Origin of the sequence: Streptomyces sp. NPDC060232 (assembly GCF_042726555.1) — a bacterium.
GTDB lineage: Bacteria > Actinomycetota > Actinomycetes > Streptomycetales > Streptomycetaceae > Streptomyces.
Genome location: NZ_JBHXAG010000003.1, coordinates 71,107 through 88,696, shown reverse-complemented (window position 1 = coordinate 88,696; position 17,590 = coordinate 71,107). Strand labels below are relative to the sequence as shown.

General features: G+C 71.0%; 21 protein-coding genes. 5 read left to right on the top strand and 16 right to left on the bottom strand.

The features are described 5' to 3' along the window. Positions 1 to 49: 49 nt before the first annotated feature. A complete protein-coding gene (locus ACFWFZ_RS06555) occupies positions 50 to 505 on the bottom strand; it encodes an Lrp/AsnC family transcriptional regulator (RefSeq protein ID WP_030026281.1) in 456 nt (151 codons plus the stop codon). Between the two features lie 122 nt (positions 506 to 627). On the opposite strand from ACFWFZ_RS06555, the gene ACFWFZ_RS06550 reads away from it, so the two are divergent. Continuing rightward, complete coding sequence (locus tag ACFWFZ_RS06550) at positions 628 to 762, top strand: hypothetical protein (RefSeq protein WP_257857992.1); 135 nt, start codon at positions 628 to 630, stop codon at positions 760 to 762. Here ACFWFZ_RS06550 and ACFWFZ_RS06545 read toward each other — a convergent pair. Then, a complete protein-coding gene (locus tag ACFWFZ_RS06545; protein WP_387117575.1) occupies positions 759 to 1,451 on the bottom strand; it encodes a UbiX family flavin prenyltransferase in 693 nt (230 codons plus the stop codon). The genes ACFWFZ_RS06550 and ACFWFZ_RS06545 overlap by 4 nt on opposite strands. Before the next feature lie 86 nt (positions 1,452 to 1,537). Here ACFWFZ_RS06545 and ACFWFZ_RS06540 point away from each other — a divergent pair, with 86 nt between their 5' ends. Next, the gene (locus tag ACFWFZ_RS06540) at positions 1,538 to 2,143 is read left to right on the top strand and encodes a rhomboid family intramembrane serine protease (protein WP_387117572.1); all 606 of its coding nucleotides are present in this window, start codon (positions 1,538 to 1,540) and stop codon (positions 2,141 to 2,143) included. On the opposite strand, the gene ACFWFZ_RS06535 is transcribed toward ACFWFZ_RS06540, so the two are convergent. The 4 genes from ACFWFZ_RS06535 to ACFWFZ_RS06520 form a co-directional block, all read right to left on the bottom strand. Beyond that, the gene (locus ACFWFZ_RS06535; RefSeq protein ID WP_387117569.1) at positions 2,133 to 2,720 is read right to left on the bottom strand and encodes a Uma2 family endonuclease; all 588 of its coding nucleotides are present in this window, start codon (positions 2,718 to 2,720) and stop codon (positions 2,133 to 2,135) included. The two genes, ACFWFZ_RS06540 and ACFWFZ_RS06535, sit on opposite strands and share 11 nt — an antisense overlap. 80 nt (positions 2,721 to 2,800) lie before the next feature. Further along, entirely contained in the window at positions 2,801 to 3,724 is a 924-nt protein-coding gene (mqnP, locus tag ACFWFZ_RS06530; protein ID WP_387117566.1) for a menaquinone biosynthesis prenyltransferase MqnP, read from the bottom strand. 106 nt (positions 3,725 to 3,830) lie between these two features. Next, the gene (locus ACFWFZ_RS06525; RefSeq protein ID WP_387117563.1) at positions 3,831 to 4,304 is read right to left on the bottom strand and encodes a hypothetical protein; all 474 of its coding nucleotides are present in this window, start codon (positions 4,302 to 4,304) and stop codon (positions 3,831 to 3,833) included. Beyond that, positions 4,301 to 5,758, bottom strand: a complete 1,458-nt coding sequence (locus ACFWFZ_RS06520) for a menaquinone biosynthesis decarboxylase (protein WP_387117560.1) — start codon at positions 5,756 to 5,758, stop codon at positions 4,301 to 4,303. Before ACFWFZ_RS06520 ends, ACFWFZ_RS06525 begins: the two co-directional genes overlap by 4 nt. Positions 5,759 to 5,848: 90 nt before the next feature. Here ACFWFZ_RS06520 and ACFWFZ_RS06515 point away from each other — a divergent pair, with 90 nt between their 5' ends. Continuing rightward, positions 5,849 to 6,154 carry a PLD nuclease N-terminal domain-containing protein gene (locus ACFWFZ_RS06515; protein WP_387117557.1) on the top strand — a complete coding sequence of 102 codons (306 nt, stop codon included), beginning with the start codon at positions 5,849 to 5,851 and terminating at the stop codon, positions 6,152 to 6,154. Here the strand turns inward: ACFWFZ_RS06515 and ACFWFZ_RS06510 are convergent. Beyond that, entirely contained in the window at positions 6,151 to 7,245 is a 1,095-nt protein-coding gene (locus ACFWFZ_RS06510) for a hypothetical protein (RefSeq protein WP_387117554.1), read from the bottom strand. The two genes, ACFWFZ_RS06515 and ACFWFZ_RS06510, sit on opposite strands and share 4 nt — an antisense overlap. Before the next feature lie 120 nt (positions 7,246 to 7,365). Continuing rightward, complete coding sequence (locus ACFWFZ_RS06505; protein WP_387117551.1) at positions 7,366 to 7,767, bottom strand: cupin domain-containing protein; 402 nt, start codon at positions 7,765 to 7,767, stop codon at positions 7,366 to 7,368. Between the two features lie 64 nt (positions 7,768 to 7,831). Between ACFWFZ_RS06505 and ACFWFZ_RS06500 the strand changes: the two genes are divergently transcribed. After that, positions 7,832 to 8,314, top strand: a complete 483-nt coding sequence (locus ACFWFZ_RS06500; RefSeq protein ID WP_387117548.1) for a MarR family winged helix-turn-helix transcriptional regulator — start codon at positions 7,832 to 7,834, stop codon at positions 8,312 to 8,314. A 30-nt stretch (positions 8,315 to 8,344) separates the two neighbouring features. Here the strand turns inward: ACFWFZ_RS06500 and ACFWFZ_RS06495 are convergent, their stop codons facing one another. The 8 genes from ACFWFZ_RS06495 to hemL form a co-directional block, all read right to left on the bottom strand. Then, entirely contained in the window at positions 8,345 to 8,860 is a 516-nt protein-coding gene (locus tag ACFWFZ_RS06495; RefSeq protein WP_387117545.1) for an SRPBCC domain-containing protein, read from the bottom strand. 25 nt (positions 8,861 to 8,885) lie between these two features. Further along, positions 8,886 to 9,968 (bottom strand): c-type cytochrome biogenesis protein CcsB, encoded by a 1,083-nt coding sequence (gene ccsB, locus ACFWFZ_RS06490; RefSeq protein ID WP_387117542.1) that lies wholly within the window; start codon positions 9,966 to 9,968, stop codon positions 8,886 to 8,888. Further along, positions 9,965 to 11,689: a cytochrome c biogenesis protein ResB gene (locus tag ACFWFZ_RS06485; protein WP_387117539.1), complete on the bottom strand. Its 1,725-nt coding sequence runs from the start codon at positions 11,687 to 11,689 to the stop codon at positions 9,965 to 9,967. Before ACFWFZ_RS06485 ends, ccsB begins: the two co-directional genes overlap by 4 nt. A gap of 13 nt (positions 11,690 to 11,702) precedes the next feature. After that, positions 11,703 to 12,476 carry a cytochrome c biogenesis CcdA family protein gene (locus ACFWFZ_RS06480; protein ID WP_387117536.1) on the bottom strand — a complete coding sequence of 258 codons (774 nt, stop codon included), beginning with the start codon at positions 12,474 to 12,476 and terminating at the stop codon, positions 11,703 to 11,705. 4 nt (positions 12,477 to 12,480) lie between these two features. Further along, positions 12,481 to 13,107: a TlpA family protein disulfide reductase gene (locus tag ACFWFZ_RS06475; protein ID WP_387117533.1), complete on the bottom strand. Its 627-nt coding sequence runs from the start codon at positions 13,105 to 13,107 to the stop codon at positions 12,481 to 12,483. 87 nt (positions 13,108 to 13,194) lie between these two features. Further along, positions 13,195 to 14,430, bottom strand: a complete 1,236-nt coding sequence (locus ACFWFZ_RS06470) for a hypothetical protein (protein ID WP_387117530.1) — start codon at positions 14,428 to 14,430, stop codon at positions 13,195 to 13,197. 158 nt (positions 14,431 to 14,588) lie between these two features. After that, positions 14,589 to 15,287, bottom strand: coding sequence for a histidine phosphatase family protein (locus ACFWFZ_RS06465; protein ID WP_387117527.1), 699 nt, complete (start codon positions 15,285 to 15,287; stop codon positions 14,589 to 14,591). Beyond that, positions 15,284 to 16,606 (bottom strand): glutamate-1-semialdehyde 2,1-aminomutase, encoded by a 1,323-nt coding sequence (hemL, locus tag ACFWFZ_RS06460; RefSeq protein WP_387117524.1) that lies wholly within the window; start codon positions 16,604 to 16,606, stop codon positions 15,284 to 15,286. The genes ACFWFZ_RS06465 and hemL overlap by 4 nt, the downstream gene beginning before the upstream one ends. A 133-nt stretch (positions 16,607 to 16,739) precedes the next feature. Between hemL and ACFWFZ_RS06455 the strand changes: the two genes are divergently transcribed. Further along, on the top strand, positions 16,740 to 17,348 hold the full coding sequence (locus tag ACFWFZ_RS06455) for a hypothetical protein (RefSeq protein WP_387117521.1): 609 nt from the start codon (positions 16,740 to 16,742) through the stop codon (positions 17,346 to 17,348). Positions 17,349 to 17,590 lie beyond the last annotated feature (242 nt).

Here is a 17,590-nt window from a genome sequence, read left to right as displayed (position 1 = left end):
TCCTCTAGATGCCTCTTGCCTGTCCTGCAAACCCTGGCCAACCGTACTCTCAGGCTTCCTCGGGCAGCTCCCCGACCCGGTTCTCCCACTTCGTGGAGAGCACGATGGTGGTGCGGGTGCGCGAGACGCCCTTGGTTCCGGAGAGCTTGCGGATGATCTTCTCCAGGCCGTCCACGTCGCTGGCGCGCACCTTGAGCATGTAGGAGTCGTCGCCGGCGATGAACCAGCAGTCCTCGATCTCCGCGAGGTCGCGCAGCCGTCGGGCCACGTCCTCGTGGTCGGCGGCGTCGGAGAGGGAGATGCCGATCAGCGCGGTGACGCCGAGGCCGAGCGAGGCCGAGTCGACCGTCGCGCGGTAGCCGGTGATGACGCCGGCCGTCTCCAGACGGTTGATGCGGTCGGTGACGCTGGGGCCGGAGAGGCCCACGAGACGGCCCAGCTCCGCGTACGAGGCGCGACCGTTCTCCCGGAGTGCCTGGATGAGCTGCCTGTCCACCGTGTCCATTACGTGGAGCCTTCCATTATTCGGCGATCCTGCGAGTCTAGGTATAGAATCTAAGGCATGCAGGGTCAACACCCTGCGATTTCTTTCAGCAGATCAGCGACGATCTTCAGGAGTGGTACACCGTGTTCACGATCGAGATGGCGCACGCACACATGCGACAGCTCCAGGAGCTGGCCAACCGATCCCGAGCCCACCAGCCCGCCGCGGCCGTCCGCGTCGACAAGGCCCGCAAGCCGCTCGGCCGCAAGAAGGCCTAGTCACCACCGTTTGCCCCCCGGGTGGAGCGGGAGCCTCCCAGCTCCCCCTCCCAGCGGCGGTACAGCCGGTGCGGCACCCCTGCCGCGTCCAGCACCCGCCCGGCGACGAAGTCCACCAGATCCTGGATGTGCGTCGCCCCCGCGTAGAAGGCCGGAGAGGCGGGCAGCACGACCGCGCCCGCCTCGTCCAGCGCCACCAGGTGCTTCAGCGTCTGGCCGTTCAGCGGGGTCTCCCGCACCGCGACCACCAGCCGGCGCCGCTCCTTGAGCGTCACGCTCGCCACGCGCTGGAGCAGGTCCTTCGACAGCCCGAGCGCCACCCCCGCCACGCATGCCGTGGAGGCGGGGACGACGAGCATCCCCTTGACCGGGTACGAGCCCGAGCTCGGGCCCGCGGCCAGGTCCCCGGCGCCCCAGTACCGGACGTCCGCGCCTGCGGCCAGGCCCTCGAAGGTCCCCGGCTTTCCGTCGGCTCCGCGTGCCAGCCACTGCGCGAGGTCCTCGCGCCAGTGCGCGTCACGGAAGGCGATCCCGGTCTCGTCCAGCAGGGTGAGGCGCGACGCCCGGCTCACGACCAGGTCGACGCTCTCCCCCGCGGCGAGCAGCCCGCGGAGCACCGCCGCCGCGTACGGCGTCCCGGATGCTCCGGAAACCCCGACCACCCACGGGGTGCGATTGCGCTCTGTCATACCTCCGAGACTATCCGGCCATGCCCGGCGGGCACTCAGTAAGGTGACCGGACGTTCCCGTGAGGGGAGCCGCGAAGGGGGCGAAGATGAGCACGACGGTGGATACCGGCTGGACGCAGGCCGACCGGGCCAAGGCGGCGGCCAAGCTGATGCTGGGCTGGGTGGCCCTGCTGTGGGTGCTGGAAGCCGTCGACTACGCCACCGGCCACGCCCTCGACCAGTACGGGATCATCGCCCGCGACCCGGACAGCCTCACCGGTGTCGTCTCCGCGGGCTTCCTCCACTTCGGCTTCGACCACGTCGCATCCAACAGCGTTCCGCTGCTGGTCCTCGGCTTCATAGCCGCCCTGTCCGGGATCCGCCGGTTCCTCGCGGTGTGCGGTCTGATCATGCTGGCCGACGGCCTCGGCACCTGGCTGATATCCCCCTCCGAGACCATGACGCTGGGCGCCTCCGGCATCGTCTTCGGGCTCTTCGGCTACCTGCTCGTACGGGGCTTCGTCGAGCGCAGGGCGCTGGGCATCGCGGTGGCCGTGGGTGTCGCCGCCGTCTGGGGCACCACGATCGTCTCCGGCATCCTCCCGACGGACTCGGGCGTCAGCTGGCAGGGCCACCTGTGCGGTCTGGTGGCGGGCATCGTGACGGCCCTCTACTTCCAGCGCCCGGCCCGCCGCCCGGCCGTCACGGCCTGACGACGGAAGGGTCCACGGGCAGGCCCGAGGTGTCGATCACAAGCTTGCCGATGCCGGTCTCGACGGTCACCTCGTCGCCGTACGGGATGGTGTCCCGGCCCCGGTAACCGTCCGGGCCGGGGTTCCACAGGGTCACGCAGTGCGCCTTGTACGGGTCGAAGATCAGGTAGTGCGGGATCCCGCGCCGGGCGTAGGCCCGGTCCTTGACCTCGTAGTCGTTGCGGATGCTGCTCGGGGAGACGACCTCGACGGCCAGCTCGATGAGATCGGGCGAGTAGGCGCTGAGGTTCTTACGGCGCTCGGCATCCGGAATGACGGCGAGGTCCGGGCAGAACTCGTTGCTTTCGTCGAAGGGGACCGCGACATCGGAGATGAAGGCCCACCCGGTCGGGAGCTGCGGTTTCAACAAGTCCCGCACGTCCCAGATCGTCTGATTATGGTGGGGCTTGACCGGGCTCATCACGATGGCACCCTCGACAATCTCGGTCCGATACCCCGGGAACATGTCCTCGTACCGGCTGAGCTGTGAGTGCAGGCGGTCGCTGTCCGAGATGGTCACGTCGGCCTCCCTGTCCATGCACTCGATGTTAGGGCGCACGGTAGCGAGAAGGTCAGGCCCCGAACGACCAATGCCGATCGACCCACCCGTTGGAGCTACTACACGGCCAGACCGCGGGCCACCAGATCGGCCAGGGCGCACACGAAGAGGGCGATGCCGATGAAGCCGTTGACGGTGAAGAAGGCGCGGTTCAGGCGGGACAGGTCGTGCGGCGTCACGATGGTGTGCTCGTAGGCGAAGGCGGCGACGACGATCGCCAGGCCGGCCCAGAACAGCGGGCCCGCGTCCGTGGCGAGCGCGTACCAGGCCAGCAGGGCCGTGGTCACGACGTGCGAGCCACGCGCCCCCCAGAGGGCGGCCGGGACGCCGAAGCGGGCCGGGACGGACCTGACGCCCTCCGCGCGGTCGGCGGCCACGTCCTGGCAGGCGAAGATCAGGTCGAAGCCGCCGATCCACACGCCGACCGCCAGCCCGAGGATCACCGCGTCCCAGGACCACGCGCCGGTGATCGCCAGCCAGGCCCCGACCGGGCCCATCGCCTGGGCCAGCCCCAGGATGGCGTGCGGGAAGTTCGTGAACCGCTTGCCGTACGGGTAGACCACCATCGGGACGACGGCGACCGGCGCCAACGCCAGGCACAGCGGGTTCAGCAGGGCCGCCGAGCCGAGGAAGACCACGAGCGCGATTCCCGCCCCGGTCCAGGCCGAGCGGACCGACACCGCGCCGGTGACCAGCTCGCGCCCCGCGGTCCGCGGATTGCGGGCGTCGATCTCGCGGTCGATGATCCGGTTCGCGGCCATGGCGAAGGTGCGCAGCCCCACCATGCAGACGGTGACGAGGAGCAGCCTGCCCCAGTGCACGGTCCGGTCGAGCTGGAACATCGCGGTCAGCGCCGCGATGTAGGCGAAGGGCAGCGCGAAGACCGAGTGCTCGATCATCACCAGCCGCAGGAAGGCCTTGACCTTGTTGGTGGCCTCCGGCGCGGGACCGTGTCCGACCACTCCGTCGGCGGTGGTCATCATGCGAGTTCCCTCCGGAACGGTTCGAGTTCGGCGGCGGCGCGGGTGCCCGCGAGCAGGCGCTCCGCGGCGGCATGGACCTCGTCGTCGCCGCTGCGCGGTCTCGGGGTCACGCCAGGCTCCGTCGGAACTCTTCGAGGTCGGTCAGCAGTTCCGACGTCGGCAGCGCGCCGAGTTCCAGCGTCCGGGCGGCGGGGCCGTCCTCCTCGCCTTCGGGCGGGGTGACGTGCGCGGTGACCGTCCAGTCGGCGCCGGTGGGCCGGGCGTCCAGGCGCAGGAAGTTTCCGGCCTCGACGGTGAACGGCTCGGCCGCGGCCACGGCCTGCTGCAACTGCTCCGCGAAGGCATCGGCCTCGGTGTCCCGCGCGCCGGGCAGTTCGAAGCCGTCGCCGTCGCCGTCCGCGTCGTACATCAGCGTCCAGACGTCGCCGGGGCCGGCGAACTCCTCCGGGCTCACGCCGGCGTCCCGGGCCGCGGCGATCACGCCGGGCTGGGTCGGGTCGATCTTCGGGCGCGCCAGGACCACGTACGCCCCCGCGGTGCCGACGACGAGCTCCGGGCCGCTCACGGCGATCGGGCTCACAGGCCGTACTCCTTCCAGCGGCGGTCCACCAGGGCGGCGGTGGCCGGGTCGGACTCGACCATGTCCGGCCAGCCGCCGTCGCGGGTGTAGCCCTCCTCGGGCAGCTTCTTCGTCGCGTCGATGCCCGCCTTGCCACCCCAGAACTGCTGGTAGGAGGCGTGGTCGAGGTGGTCCACGGGGCCCTCGACGACGGTGAGGTCGCGGGAGTAGTCCGTGTTGCCCAGCGCCCGCCAGGACACCTCGTGCAGGTCGTGGACGTCGCAGTCCTTGTCCACCACGATGATCAGCTTGGTCAGCGACATCATGTGGGCGCCCCAGATGGCGTGCATGACCTTCTGCGCGTGCTTGGGGTACTTCTTGTCGATCGAGACGATCGCGCAGTTGTGGAAGCCGCCGGACTCGGGCAGGTGGTAGTCCACGATGTCCGGGACGATGATCTTCAGCAGGGGCAGGAAGAAACGCTCCGTCGCGCGGCCCAGCGGGCCGTCCTCGGTCGGCGGGCGGCCCACCACGATCGACTGGAGCAGCGGCCGCTTGCGCATCGTGATGCAGTCGACCTTCAGGGCCGGGAAGGGCTCCTGCGGGGTGTAGAAGCCGGTGTGGTCGCCGAAGGGGCCCTCCGGGAGCATCTCGCCGGGCTCCAGCCAGCCCTCGACGACGACCTCCGCGTTGGCCGGGACCTGGAGCGGGACGGTCTTGCAGTCGACCATCTCGATCCGCTTGCCCGCGACGAAGCCGGCGAAGAGGTACTCGTCGATGTCGCCCGGCAGCGGCGCGGTGGACGCGTACGTGACGGCGGGCGGGCAGCCGAAGGCGATGGCGACCGGAAGCCGTTCGCCCTTGGCAGCGGCGACGGCGTAGTGGTTGCGGCTGTCCTTGTGGATCTGCCAGTGCATGCCGATGGTGCGCTTGTCGTGGCGCTGCAGCCGGTAGAGGCCGAGGTTGCGCACGCCCGTCTCGGGGTGCTTGGTGTGGGTCAGGCCGAGGTTGAAGAAGGAGCCGCCGTCCTTGGGCCAGGTGAAGAGGGCCGGCAGCAGGTCCAGGTCGACGTCCTCGCCGGTGAGGATGACCTCCTGGACGGGCGCGGAGTCGCCCTTCACCTTCTTCGGCGGCACGTGGACCATCGAGCCGAGCTTGCCGAAGGCCTCGCGGACCCCGATGAAGCCCTGCGGCAGCTCCGGCTTGAGCAGGCCGCCGATCTTCTCGCTGATCTCGGCGTAGGACTTCAGGCCGAGGGCCTTCAGGAGGCGGCGGTCGGTGCCGAAGACGTTCATGGCCAGCGGCATCGCCGAGCCCTTGACGTTCTCGAAGAGGAGCGCGGGACCGCCCGCCTTGTTCACTCTGTCGACGATCTCCCCGATCTCCAGGTACGGGTCGACTTCGGCCTTGATGCGCTTGAGGTCGCCCTCTCGCTCCAGAGCCCGGAGCAGCGAGCGGAGATCGTCGTAAGCCATAGGGGCCAGTATCCGTCACCAACTACGCTGGGAGCGTCACCGGGGCCCCTTGTGGGCCCGCCGTCACTGCCCGGGAGTCGGTCCCACACCGTGTTGCGCTATCTGCCGTTCCTGCTGATCATCGCGCTGACCATCTACGCCTTCATCGACTGCCTGAACACGCCGGAGGAGGAGGTCAAGCACCTGCCCAAGGTGATGTGGGTGATCATCATCCTGCTCTTCTCCATCGTGGGGCCGGTGGTGTGGCTGTTCGCGGGCAAGAAGCGGGTGGCCTCCGGCGGTGGGCGCGGCCCCCGCGGCCGGAGCCAGTGGGTGGCCCCCGACGACAACCCGGATTTCCTGAAGTCCCTGCGCGAGGAGCAGGAGAAGAAGGACCGGGACAAGGACACCGATTAGTCGGCGTCGGCGGGGTCCGTCCGGGGCAGCGCGCCGACGAGCCACCGCATGTTCTTGGGTTTGACGGCTATGAGCACCTCGCGCTCCCCGTCGCGGCACTGGGCCACCAGGCACGCGCGGCCGATGTCGTTCGCGACCATGGCATCGGGATCCGAGGGCAACAGCAGCCGGACCCGCTCCAACACCAGCCCGGCGGGCAACGGGTCGCGCCGGAAGGCGCCGGTGGGGTCGTTGGTGAAGGCGAGCACCCCCGGGCCCACCACGAGGTGGCTGTGGGCGTACGTACCGCCGGGGCCGCTGCGGTCACCGAGCACCAGCGCCGGGAAGACGTGCTCCCGCCCGTCGCGGCGCGGCGCCACCTCGATCACCTCGCCCCGGTCCACCTGGGACCGGCAGAGGGCGACTGTGATGCACAGCAGCACGGCGGCGGCGACGGCCGTCCAGAACAGGCTCTGGGTCACGCCGTCGGTCAACATGGCCGTGAAGGGCGCGGCGACGGCGACCGTCACGAGCCAGACGTACGGGATGGCGGCCCCCAGCGGCGCATTGCGCAGGGAGCGCGTGGAGAAGGCTGCGGTCCACGTGACGAGCCACAGCACGCCCGCACCGGCGAAGACCAGGCCCAGCGCCCAGGCCAGGGGCGCCTGGTGGTCGTCGAGCGGGTTCTCGGTGGTGGTGGAACTGCCGGCGGTGGGGCCGTTGCCGTACTGGACCGCGGTGACCGCGCCCCGCCAGGCGACCAGCCGGACGGTCCTGTCCGCGGGGAAGTGCCTCTCGTCGGGTTTGTAGTCCAGGGTGATCACCCTGCTGGTCCCGTCGGCCGTCGCGAACTCGATGTCGGCGTGCCGGAGGTTGCCGTTGTCCAAGCGCCCCACCACCGTCGCGGGAGCCACACTCAGGCAGTCCCCCGTCCGTCCCTGGGCGCACGGTGTCGCGGCCTCGAAGGCGCGTTCCGTGTCCACGGCGTTCGCGACGGGGCCGAGCAGCAGCCCGGCCCCGGCCAGTACCGACGCCAGCCCGACGGCGGCGGCCGCGACGAACGCGGACCGCCTGCGCGGCTCCCCGGTCGTCCCCCCGTTGCTTTCGATCATGCTGGTCAGCATGCCCCGGGCGGCCGCTCGCCGCGTCCGGCCCGGAACGTCTGTTACGGACCCCGGACGGGGAGGCGGCGGTTCCGTCACGCACCCCCTGGCGGGGACGCGGGGAGGGTCCTACCGGGCCCACGGCAGGACGCGGGTGCCCTCCTCGCCCGCCACCGACACCACGCCGTCCGCGCGCATCGCGACGTAGGCCTGGAAGGTCTCGGGGGCGTGGATCCGGCGCGGTGCGTCCGCGGGCAGGACCAGGGTCTGGCCGGCGGCGACCTTCTCGGTGCGCCCGTCGCAGGCGACCTCCAGGGAGCCGGCCGTCAGGGTCCAGACCTGCTCGCGGCTGACGGAGTGCTCGGGGCCGGTGGCGCCGGCGGGCATATCGACGCGCCAGGTGGACAGCTCCACGCTGCCGCGGCTGGGGGCGGCGAACGCGGTCATGGTGGCGTTCGGGGTGGTGGTGACGTTCTCGGGGGAAGCGGCGATCACGTGCAAGACGGGGTCCTCGTCCTTCGGAGCGGGCAATGAGTCAAGCTGCTTTACTCGCACCGAGTAAAGCAGCTTGTCTCGATCGTGTCACCATGTTTGCGTGACGAGAGACGACGCGACGTGGGACGGCCCGGGCGAGGGCGTCGAGCTGACCTTCCTGCTCGGCCTGGGCTTCCAGCTGGTCCTGGGCGAGTTCACCCGGCGCCTGGCCGAGGTGGGGTACGCGGACCTGCGGCCCGTGCACGGCATGGCCTTCCAGGCCCTCAAGGGCGACGGCGCCACCGCCACCGAACTCGCCGAGCGGCTCGGGGTGACGAAACAGGCGGCCGGGCAGATCGTCGACGACCTGGAGAGGCGCGGCTACGTACGCCGCGAGCCGCACCCGGAGGGCGGCCGCCGCAAGCTGGTCGTCCTGACCGCGGCGGCCCGGCAGCACCTCGGCGTCGCGGGCCGGGTCCTGCACGAGCTGGAGGCCGATCTCGCGGGCAGCGCCGATGTCGCCGCCCTGCGCCGGGAGCTGTCCCGCGTCGTGCGCGCGCTCCACGGAGGGGACGGGCTGCCGCCCCTGCGCCCGGTCTGGTGAGCCGGTCTGGTGAGCCGGGCGCCCGCGCCCTCAGGAGGCCTCGCGGGCCCTGGTGAAGGACGCGTAGGAGTCGCGCAGCCGCGCCCAGCGGCTGCCGGTCCGGGCGGACCAGTCCGCCGGGCGCCCGGCCAGTGCGGCGTCCAGCAGCTCGAAGTGCTCGTGCCAGCCGGCCAGCCAGTCGAGGCGGTCCTCGTCGGACCCGCCGCGCTCGTTCAGGAAGCGGATGACCGTCGAGTCGGTGCCCACGGCCTCCAGGTGGAAGCGGATCCGGCCGAACTCGCTCACCGTGTACTCGGCGACCCGCTCCACGTCCCAGGCCGTCACGTGGCCGGTCACCACGGTCCCGGTGGTCAGCCACCGCAGGGTGACGGCCCCGCCGAGGTGGCGCTCCAGGACGTCGGCCGCGGCCAGCCAGCCGCGCAGCCCTTCGGGTGTGGTCAGGGCGTGCCAGAGGGCCTCGTAGGAGTAGGGCAGGTGCAGCTCGAAGCGGAGCAGCCAGTGGTTCTCGCCGCGCCGTTCGCTGGTGGCATGGCTCACGAGGGACATGCCACCAGCGTCCCACTCCCGCCGGTCAGACGCCCGCGTACGAGTGCTTGCCGCTGAGCAGGATGTTCACGCCGTAGTAGTTCCAGATCCAGCAGGCGAAGGCGAAGAGCGCCAGGTAGGCGGCCTTGCGGCCCTTCCAGCCGGCGGTGGCGCGGGCGTGCAGGTAGCAGGCGTACGCCACCCAGGTCACGAAGGACCAGACCTCCTTGGGGTCCCAGCCCCAGTAGCGGCCCCATGCGTCGCCGGCCCAGATGGCGCCCGCGATGATCGTGAAGGTCCACAGCGGGAAGACGGCCGCGTTGATGCGGTACGAGAACTTGTCCAGCGAGGCCGCCGAGGGCAGCCGCTCCATGACGGACGTGGCGATCCTGCCCGGCTTGCCGCCGCCGGCCAGCCGGTTCTCGTAGCCGTCGCGGAAGAGGTAGAGGACCGCGCCGGCCGCGCCGAGGTAGAAGACGGCGCCGCAGAAGATGGCGGTGGAGACGTGGATCCACAGCCAGTACGAGTGCAGGGCCGGGACCAGCTGGTCGCTGTCGGTGTAGAGCCAGGTGACGGCGATACCGAGGTCCAGCAGGACGGTGGTGACCAGGATCAGGCCCATCCAGCGGACGTTCTTCTTCAGGGCGAGGAGCGCCAGGTACGTGCCGACGGCCACCGTGGAGAAGGTGATCGAGAACTCGTACATGTTGCCCCAGGGGGCCCGCTCGACCGACATCGCGCGGGCGACGACTCCGGCCGCCTCGACGAGGAAGGCCAGCGCGGTCAGCGAGACGGCGATCCGGCCGTACAGGTCGCCCTGCGCGGTGCCGCCGGCGGCTCCGGGGCCGTCGGGGACGTCACGGGTGCCGGCGCCGGAGCGGGTGGTGACCTTCGGCCGGTCCAGGACCGCGGTGGCCCCGCCCTTGCCGCGGACCTGCACGGCCGGGGCCGGGGCGGCCTCGGCGCCGGTGAGCGCGGCGGCCGTACGGGCCACCTTGCTGCGGCTGCCGAAGGTCCACTCGGCGATGTGGGCGAAGAAGGCGAGCATGTAGACCGCCATCGACGAATAGATCAGGTAGTTGCTGATCTGCGCCAGGTTCTCGTTGGCTGCGGCTGCGAGCGGCGTCATCCGCGCTCTCCTTCGGGGGTTTCTTCGACACGTGGTTCGGCCGGTGCGGTGGGCGCGGTCGGCGCCTGCTGGTGCAGCGTGGCGGCGAGGTCCGCCAGTTCCTCGGGGAGCCGGGCGGACTCGCTGCGGCCCAGGCCCGCCATCTCGACGACGGTGACGCCGTCCTTTCCGGTCACCGCCCGGACCCAGATCCGGCGGCGCTGGATGAACAGCGATCCGGCGAGGCCCGCGATGGCGGCGACGGCGCCCGCGAGGGCGAGGCCGCTGCCGGGCTGGTGGGTGACGGAGAAGGTGGCCCACCGCTCGATGCCCTCGAACTTCACGGTGCCCGCGCCGTCCGGCAGGGTCATCGTGTCGCCGGGCGCCAGCTTCTGCTTGAACTGCTGGCCCGACTCGTCCTTGAACGGCACCAGCTTGGTGGTGTCGAGCCGGTAGACGTTCTGCGGCAGACCCGAGTCCACGCCGAGGCTGCCGTGGAAGGCGTTGAGCATGAGCTGCGGGTTCAGGGGGGCGGGGAACTGCGAGAACATCGTGCCCATGCCCTCGCCGGCGAAGGTCGGCACGAAGACGGCGTTGAAGCCGAGCTGCTCGCTCTTGCCGTCCTTGTCCTTGTAGCCGTCGGTGACCTTGATGGCTCCGGTGGAGGTGAGGTTGCCGTCCTGCGGGAGGACCGGGACGGCGTCCCTGTAGATCACCTTCCCGGTGGGGTCGGTCACCGAGATGACCGGCGCGTAGCCGTGGCCCAGCAGGTAGATCTTGGACCCGTCGACCTCAAGGGGCTCGTTGACCTGGATCTCGCGCTTCTGCGGCGCGCCGTGCGCGCCGTCGCGGAAGGTGACGTGCGCCTTGAAGTCGCGCGGGGTGCCCCGCTGCGGGCCGGACATCTCGTAGGTGGCGTCGAAGCGGTCCAGCGTGAAGCTGAACGGCGGCAGGTCGTCCGGGTGGAAGAGCGTGCCGGGCTTGAAGTCGTCGTACTGGGTGAGGGTGTTCGAGAAGCCGCTGCCGCGCAGGACGAGCTTGCCGCCCTCGGACTTGAAGTACTGGCCCCAGGCGAAGGCCACCAGCATCACGATCAGCGAGACGTGGAAGATCAGGTTCCCGGCCTCGCGGAGGTAGCCCTTCTCCGCCGCGACGTGGTCCCTGCCCGCCTCGGTGCGGAAGCGCCGCTCGCCGAGGAGCGTCTTCGCGAGCGCGAGGACCTCCTGCGGGGTCTTCCCGGTGCGCCAGGTGGTGTGGGCGGGCAGCCGGTCGAGGCGGCCCGGGGCGCCCGGCGGGCGGCCGCGGAGCTGGCCGACGAACTGCCAGGCGCGCGGGATGATGCAGCCGATCAGCGAGATGAACAGCAGCAGGTAGATGGCGGAGAACCACACCGAGCTGTAGACGTCGAAGAGCTGGAGTGCCTCGGCGACGCCGACGTAGGAGGGGTTGTCGCGCTTCCACTCGGCGACCTTCAGCGCGTCGACGTTCGTCTGGGGTACGAGGGAGCCGGGGATGGCGCCCAGCGACAGCAGGAAGAGCAGGATCAGCGCCACCCGCATGGAGGTGAGCTGGCGCCAGAACCAGCGGGCCCAGCCGATGACGCCGATGCCGACGGGGCCGCGGTCCTCGGCGGGTGCGGTGGAGAGCTGGGCGCCCGCGTCGCCGAGGGCGGCGGAGTCGCCCTCGGCGGGCTCGGCGGGCTCGTGCGACGCCTCGGTGGACGCTTTGTCTGTCGTACTCATGTCCGTTAGGTCCTCAGATCCCCACCGTGAAGGTTTGGGTCCAGCTCTGCATGTCGCTGACGATGCTGTCCCACATTCCTGTGACGAGCAGCAGTCCGGTCAGGATCAGCATGCCGCCGCCGATGCGCATCACCCACGCGTAGTGCTTCTTCACCCAGCCGAACGCGCCGAGCGCCTTGCGGAAGGCCACCGCGGCGAGGACGAAGGGCACGCCGAGGCCCAGGCAGTAGACCACGGTCAGCAGGGCGCCGCGGCCGGCGCTCGCCTGGTCGAGGGAGAGGGTGGTGACGGCGGCGAGCGTCGGGCCCATGCAGGGGGTCCAGCCGACGCCGAAGAGCACGCCGAGCAGGGGTGCGCCGAGCAGGCCCGCCGTCGGCTTCCGGTGGAAGCGGAACTCCCGCATCGTCAGCCCCGGGATGGCCCCCATGAAGAAGAGGCCCATGAGGATCACCACGCCGCCCAGGACGCGGGAGATGATCTCGTTGTTCTCCCGGAGGGTCTCGCCGAAGTACCCGAAGAGCGCGCCGGTGGAGACGAAGACGGCGGTGAAGCCGGCGATGAACAGGAGCGCGCCCGCCAGCATCCGCCCGCGGCGGGCCTCGGCGAGGTCGGCGCCGCTGACACCGGTCACGTAGGAGAGGTAGCCGGGGACGAGCGGCAGCACGCAGGGAGAGAAGAAGGAGACCAGACCGGCGAGGAGGGCGATCGGCAGCGCGAGGAGCAGCGCGCCGTTCAGCACCGTCTCGTTCACACCGGTGGCCTCGGCGGCGAGGACGTACGGGACCACGAGGTCACTGCTCCGCGAGGACGGGGTCGATCATGGAGCGCAGCTGCTCCTCGCCGAGGGGGGCCAGGGTGCGCGCCGCGATCTTGCCCTCCCGGTCCAGGACGAGCGTGGACGGGATGGCGTTGGGGTTGAGGCTGCCCTTGGGGAAGCGCAGCAGCAGCTTGCCGTCGGGGTCGTAGAGGCTCGGGTAGGTGATCTGGAAGGTCTCCTCGAAGGAGGCGGCGTTCTGCTTGCTGTTGTCGCGGACGTTGACGCCCACGAAGACGACGTCCTTGCCGGAGTCGGCGAGTTCCTTGGAGACCTTCGCGAAGGAGGGGGCCTCGGCGCGGCACGGCGGGCACCAGGAGCCCCACACGTTGAGGACGACGACCTTGCCCTTGAAGGCGGTGGTGTCGAGCGTCTTGCCGTCGACGGTCTCGCCGTCGAGCCTGGGTGCCTCGGTGCGCTCGCCCTTGGCGGCGGTGGAGACGCCCTTCGCGCCCGTGACGTAGTTCCCGCCACTGCCGGTCGGCTTGCCGCTGTCCGCACCGCTGCACGCCGTGAGGGCGAGGGCGCCGGTGAGGGTCACCGCGGTCAGCAGGCGGGCACGGCCGCTGGTCGAGCGGCGTCGGGGGGCGCGGCTAAGGCTCATGTGAAAAGTTTCGCATGAGCGGTTCCGCGATCTACCGCGCCCCCCGCGCCGATGTCGATGCCCTGGTCAGGGGATGGGCACTACGGGTCAGGCGGCCGTGAGGTACGTGTTCCAGCCGCCGGTGGGCGGCCGGCCGGGGCCGAGGGTGCGCAGCCTGGCGAGCACCTTGGGGTCCTGGACGTCCAGCCAGTCGGTGAACTGCCGGAAGGATACGAGCCGTACGTCCCTTTTGTCCGCCATACCCTTGAGTGCTTCCTCGACCGCGTCCATGTAGATGCCGCCGTTCCACTCCTCGAAGTGGTTGCCGATGAAGAGGGGCGCCCGGTTGGTCTCGTAGGCCCGGCGGAAGCCGCCGAGATAGGTGGCGGTGGCCTGGGTGCGCCAGGCCGGGTAGTGGGCGGGCACGCCCTGCGTGGTGTTCTTCGACTGGTTGGCGAGGATGTTGTAGTCCATCGACAGGACCTCGAAGGAGTGCCCGGGGAAGGGCAGGGACTGCAGCGGCAGGTCCCAGACGCCCGACCTGCGCACGGGCCAGACCTGGAGGCCGCCGGGCGAGCTGGAGTCGTAGCGCCAGCCCAGCTTCCCGGCGGTCGGCAGGAGGTTGTCCCGGCCGAGCAGGCAGGGGGTGCGGGCGCCGGTCAGTTCCTTGCGGTAGTCGAAGGGCAGCGGTTCGACGTCGGTGAAGCCGGTGTTCGTGCGCCAGCCCGTGACGAAGGACACGGCCTGGTCGATCTCACTCTGCCAGTCGGCCGGGGTCCACCGGGCGACGGAGCCGGGGCCCCCGCAGAAGTGGCCGTTGAAGTGCGTGCCTATCTCGTGTCCGTCGAGCCACGCCTCGCGGAGGTACTTCAGGGTGGCGCGGACGTTCTCGTCCTTGAGGTAGCCGATGTCCGAGGCGCCGACGGGGTTGTGGGGCGGCCGGTAGAGGTCCCGCTTCGACTCGGGCAGCAGGTAGAGGCCGGAGAGGAAGAAGGTCATGGCCGCGCCGTGGTCCCTGGCGAGCCCCAGGAAGCGCGGGAAGAGGCCGTTGCCGACCTCCCCCGCGCCGTCCCAGCTGAAGACGACGAACTGCGGCGGCGCCTCGCCCGGCTGGAGCGGGACGGGCCGCTCGGGCTGGTGGGGCTGCGGGCCGGTGTCGGCGGTGGAGCCGTCACCGATGGGCCTGCCCGCCGGCCGCTCGCCGGGCTGCGGGCTCTTCACGGGTCCGGGAGCGCCGGGACCGGACACATCGGGCAGACCGCAGCCGGCGACTCCCATCGCGGCCGCGGCGCCAAGTCCCAGTCCCAGCAGCCCCCTCCGACTGACTCCCCTGTTGTCGCGCATGTCACCGTCCCCATCGTCGTCAACACGCCCCGACCCGAAGCCCCTACAGACGGACAAGCAGACCGGACATGTGTGCTGACACGGTGATTCCCGCGCATCTTGTATTTAATTAGACAGGCCTGTAACGGTCCGTAACAGACCGTCGGATCAGGCCCGCGTCAGGCGCCGAACGCCTTGGAGGCGCCCTTCACCGGCTTCGCCCCGGCCAGCAGGTGGGCCGGGACCAGGTCCCGGGCCGGCTCGCTGTAGCCCACCGACACGAGCTTGTCCCCCTGGAACGTGAAGGAGGTCAGGGACGCGAGGGTGCACTGCCGGCGGCGCGGGTCGTGCCAGAGCCGGCGCTTCTCCGCGAAGCTGCGCACGATCCAGATCGGCAGCTGGTGGCTGACCGCCACCGCCTCGCGGCCGCGGGCCGCGTCGCGCGCCGTCTCCAGCGCGCTCATCATCCGGACCACCTGCTCGACGTACGGCTCGCCCCAGGAGGGCTTGAACGGGTTCGTCAGGTGCTTCCAGTTGCCGGGCTTGCGCAGCGCGCCGTCGCCGACGCCGAAGGTCTTGCCCTCGAAGACGTTCTCCGCCTCCAGCAGCCGCCCGTCCGTCGCCAGGTCCAGGCCGTGGGCCTTGGCGATCGGCTCGGCCGTCTCCTGCGCCCGCTCCAGCGGCGAGGCCACCACGTAGGCGATGTCCCGGCTCTTGAGGTGCTCGGCGACCCGGTCCGCCATCTGGCGGCCCAACTCGGAGAGGTGGTAGCCCTCGCGGCGCCCGTACAGGACCCCGTCCGGGTTGTGCACCTCGCCGTGGCGCACCAGGTGTACGACGGTGAGGTCGGACGCCACCTCGCGGCTGTCGTCGCTCATGCCGTGGCCTCCGCGGCGGCCCGGGCGGCGGCCGGCAGTGCGGCCGCGACCCGCTCGATCGCCTTCTCGTCGTGGGCGGTGGAGACGAACCAGGACTCGAAGGCGGACGGCGGCAGGTAGACGCCCTGCGCCAGCATCGAGTGGAAGAACGCGTTGAAGCGGAAGCTCTCCTGCTTCTTCGCGTCGTCGTAGTTGCGCACCGCGTCCTCGGTGAAGAAGACGGAGAACATGTTGGACGCGGTCTGCAGGCGGTGCGCCACGCCCTCCTTCGCGAGCGCCCCGGTGACCAGGGACTGGATCTGCGCCGAGACCGCGTCGACCTTCTCGTACGCGGCCGCGTCGAGCAGCCGCAGCTGCGCGAGGCCGGCGGCGGTGGCGACGGGGTTGCCGGAGAGCGTGCCGGCCTGGTAGACGGGCCCGGCGGGCGCGAGGTGGCCCATGACGTCGGCGCGGCCACCGAAGGCCGCGGCGGGGAAGCCGCCGCCCATGACCTTGCCGAAGGTCATCAGGTCGGGCTTGACCCCGTCGACGCCGTACCAGCCGGCGCGGGAGGTCCGGAAGCCGGTCATGACCTCGTCGGAGACGTAGAGCGCGCCGTTCTCGCGGCAGAGGTCCGCGAGTCCCTGGTTGAAGCCCTCTGCGGGGGTGACCACGCCCATGTTGCCGGGCGCGGCCTCGGTGATCACGCAGGCGATCTCGCCGGGGTGCGCGGCGAAGGCCGCCCGTACCGCTTCGAGGTCGTTGTAGGGGAGCACGATGGTGTCGCCGGCCTGCGCGCCCGTGACGCCGGGGGTGTCCGGCAGCGCGAAGGTCGCGAGCCCGGAACCGGCGGCGGCCAGCAGCGCGTCCACGTGACCGTGGTAGCAGCCGGCGAACTTCACGACCTTGGCGCGACCGGTGAAGCCGCGCGCCAGCCGGATCGCCGACATGGTCGCCTCCGTCCCGGAGGAGACGAGCCGCACCTGCTCCACGGGGGCGACGCGCGCGACGATCTCCTCGGCGAGCGCCACCTCGCCCTCACCGGGCGTGCCGAAGGAGGTACCGCGGGCGACGGCGGCCTGGACGGCCTCGATCACCTCGGGGTGGGAGTGGCCGAGGATCATCGGCCCCCACGAGCAGACGAGGTCCACGTACTCGCGACCGTCGGCATCGGTGAGGTACGGACCGGTGCCGGACACCATGAACCGGGGCGTACCGCCCACGGCGCGGAAGGCGCGCACGGGAGAGTTCACGCCGCCGGGGGTCACGAGGGAGGCGCGCTCGAAGAGCGTCTGCGAAACTGGGGCTTCATACGGGTACGGGTAGCTCACACCAGCCATGGTCTCAGAGGCTGCGACAGACTTGCGGGCGGGCGTTTCACCGCGTCGCCGCGGGGGAGGTCACTGCCATGATGATCAGGCTGCGTGGCGGGGGCCGCGGGGCCGTGGCGAGCAAGACCAGTCGGGTGGAGATATGCAACGCGGTGGTGGACCGGGCGAGGGTACGGACGGCCTCGATCCGCAGCGCGCCCGCGAAGCCCGCGAGGCCCGCCGCCGGGGCAGGCACCGCCGGCGCGCCACCGAGGCGGCCGACGCCGTGCCGGAGCCCGCGACGACGCCGGAGGACGTGCCCAGGGGCCGCGGCATGGGAGTGACGTACAAGTACTTCGGCGCCCCGGACGGCGCCACGGCTGCGCGGGTCCCGGTGACGATGCGGCCGGAGGAGCTCGGCGGCGACGAGCTCGGCATGGGCGGCCTCTTCACCAAGATCAAGCCGGAGACGGTGGCCGCGATGGTCCTGACCGGCATCGAGGGCATACCCCTGCACAAGGTGCCCCCGCTGGAGCTGGTCGTCCTCCACCCCGACTACGCGGTGGTCAAGCTCCCCATGACGGTGGTCGACCCGCTGCGCGGGATCGGCGAGGAGTCCGTGGGCGCGGCGGCCTTCATCTGGTCCACGGTCCCGGACCGCGGCGGCCCGAGCGACGCCTTCAACGTCTACCAGCTGCTCCACGAGTGGCAGGATTTCAGCCACCGCCTCCACGAGGCGGGCCACCAGCCCTACTGCCTGGTCTGGCCCTGACCTGGTCTTTCGTCAACTGAGGGCGGCTTCTGGGCGGGCTGCCCGCCGTCCTCAGAAATCCCGCCCCGTTGCATGGCGTCCGCCCTGGCACCAGTGTCGGCGTCCATCACGCCCGGATGGGCGCCGGGGCCTCGTCCTGCCTGCTCCCCGGCCCGTCGTATCAGACCTCGACCGAACGCCGCGACAACGCAATTGCCGCGCCGGGTGCCCTTGCCCCGCCGTGAGGCAGGGCAAGGGCCGTG

Bases quoted from the DNA above. Each gene is read 5' to 3' on its own strand.
- ACFWFZ_RS06555 (WP_030026281.1), bottom strand. From the start codon at position 505: ATGGACACGGTGGACAGGCAGCTCATCCAGGCACTCCGGGAGAACGGT.
- ACFWFZ_RS06545 (WP_387117575.1), bottom strand. From the start codon at position 1,451: ATGACAGAGCGCAATCGCACCCCGTGGGTGGTCGGGGTTTCCGGAGCA.
- ACFWFZ_RS06540 (WP_387117572.1), top strand. From the start codon at position 1,538: ATGAGCACGACGGTGGATACCGGCTGGACGCAGGCCGACCGGGCCAAG.
- ACFWFZ_RS06535 (WP_387117569.1), bottom strand. From the start codon at position 2,720: ATGGACAGGGAGGCCGACGTGACCATCTCGGACAGCGACCGCCTGCAC.
- mqnP (WP_387117566.1), bottom strand. From the start codon at position 3,724: ATGATGACCACCGCCGACGGAGTGGTCGGACACGGTCCCGCGCCGGAG.
- ACFWFZ_RS06520 (WP_387117560.1), bottom strand. From the start codon at position 5,758: ATGGCTTACGACGATCTCCGCTCGCTGCTCCGGGCTCTGGAGCGAGAG.
- ACFWFZ_RS06510 (WP_387117554.1), bottom strand. From the start codon at position 7,245: ATGATCGAAAGCAACGGGGGGACGACCGGGGAGCCGCGCAGGCGGTCC.
- ACFWFZ_RS06495 (WP_387117545.1), bottom strand. From the start codon at position 8,860: ATGTCCCTCGTGAGCCATGCCACCAGCGAACGGCGCGGCGAGAACCAC.
- ccsB (WP_387117542.1), bottom strand. From the start codon at position 9,968: ATGACGCCGCTCGCAGCCGCAGCCAACGAGAACCTGGCGCAGATCAGC.
- ACFWFZ_RS06485 (WP_387117539.1), bottom strand. From the start codon at position 11,689: ATGAGTACGACAGACAAAGCGTCCACCGAGGCGTCGCACGAGCCCGCC.
- ACFWFZ_RS06475 (WP_387117533.1), bottom strand. From the start codon at position 13,107: ATGAGCCTTAGCCGCGCCCCCCGACGCCGCTCGACCAGCGGCCGTGCC.
- ACFWFZ_RS06470 (WP_387117530.1), bottom strand. From the start codon at position 14,430: ATGCGCGACAACAGGGGAGTCAGTCGGAGGGGGCTGCTGGGACTGGGA.
- ACFWFZ_RS06465 (WP_387117527.1), bottom strand. From the start codon at position 15,287: ATGAGCGACGACAGCCGCGAGGTGGCGTCCGACCTCACCGTCGTACAC.
- hemL (WP_387117524.1), bottom strand. From the start codon at position 16,606: ATGGCTGGTGTGAGCTACCCGTACCCGTATGAAGCCCCAGTTTCGCAG.
- ACFWFZ_RS06455 (WP_387117521.1), top strand. From the start codon at position 16,740: ATGCAACGCGGTGGTGGACCGGGCGAGGGTACGGACGGCCTCGATCCG.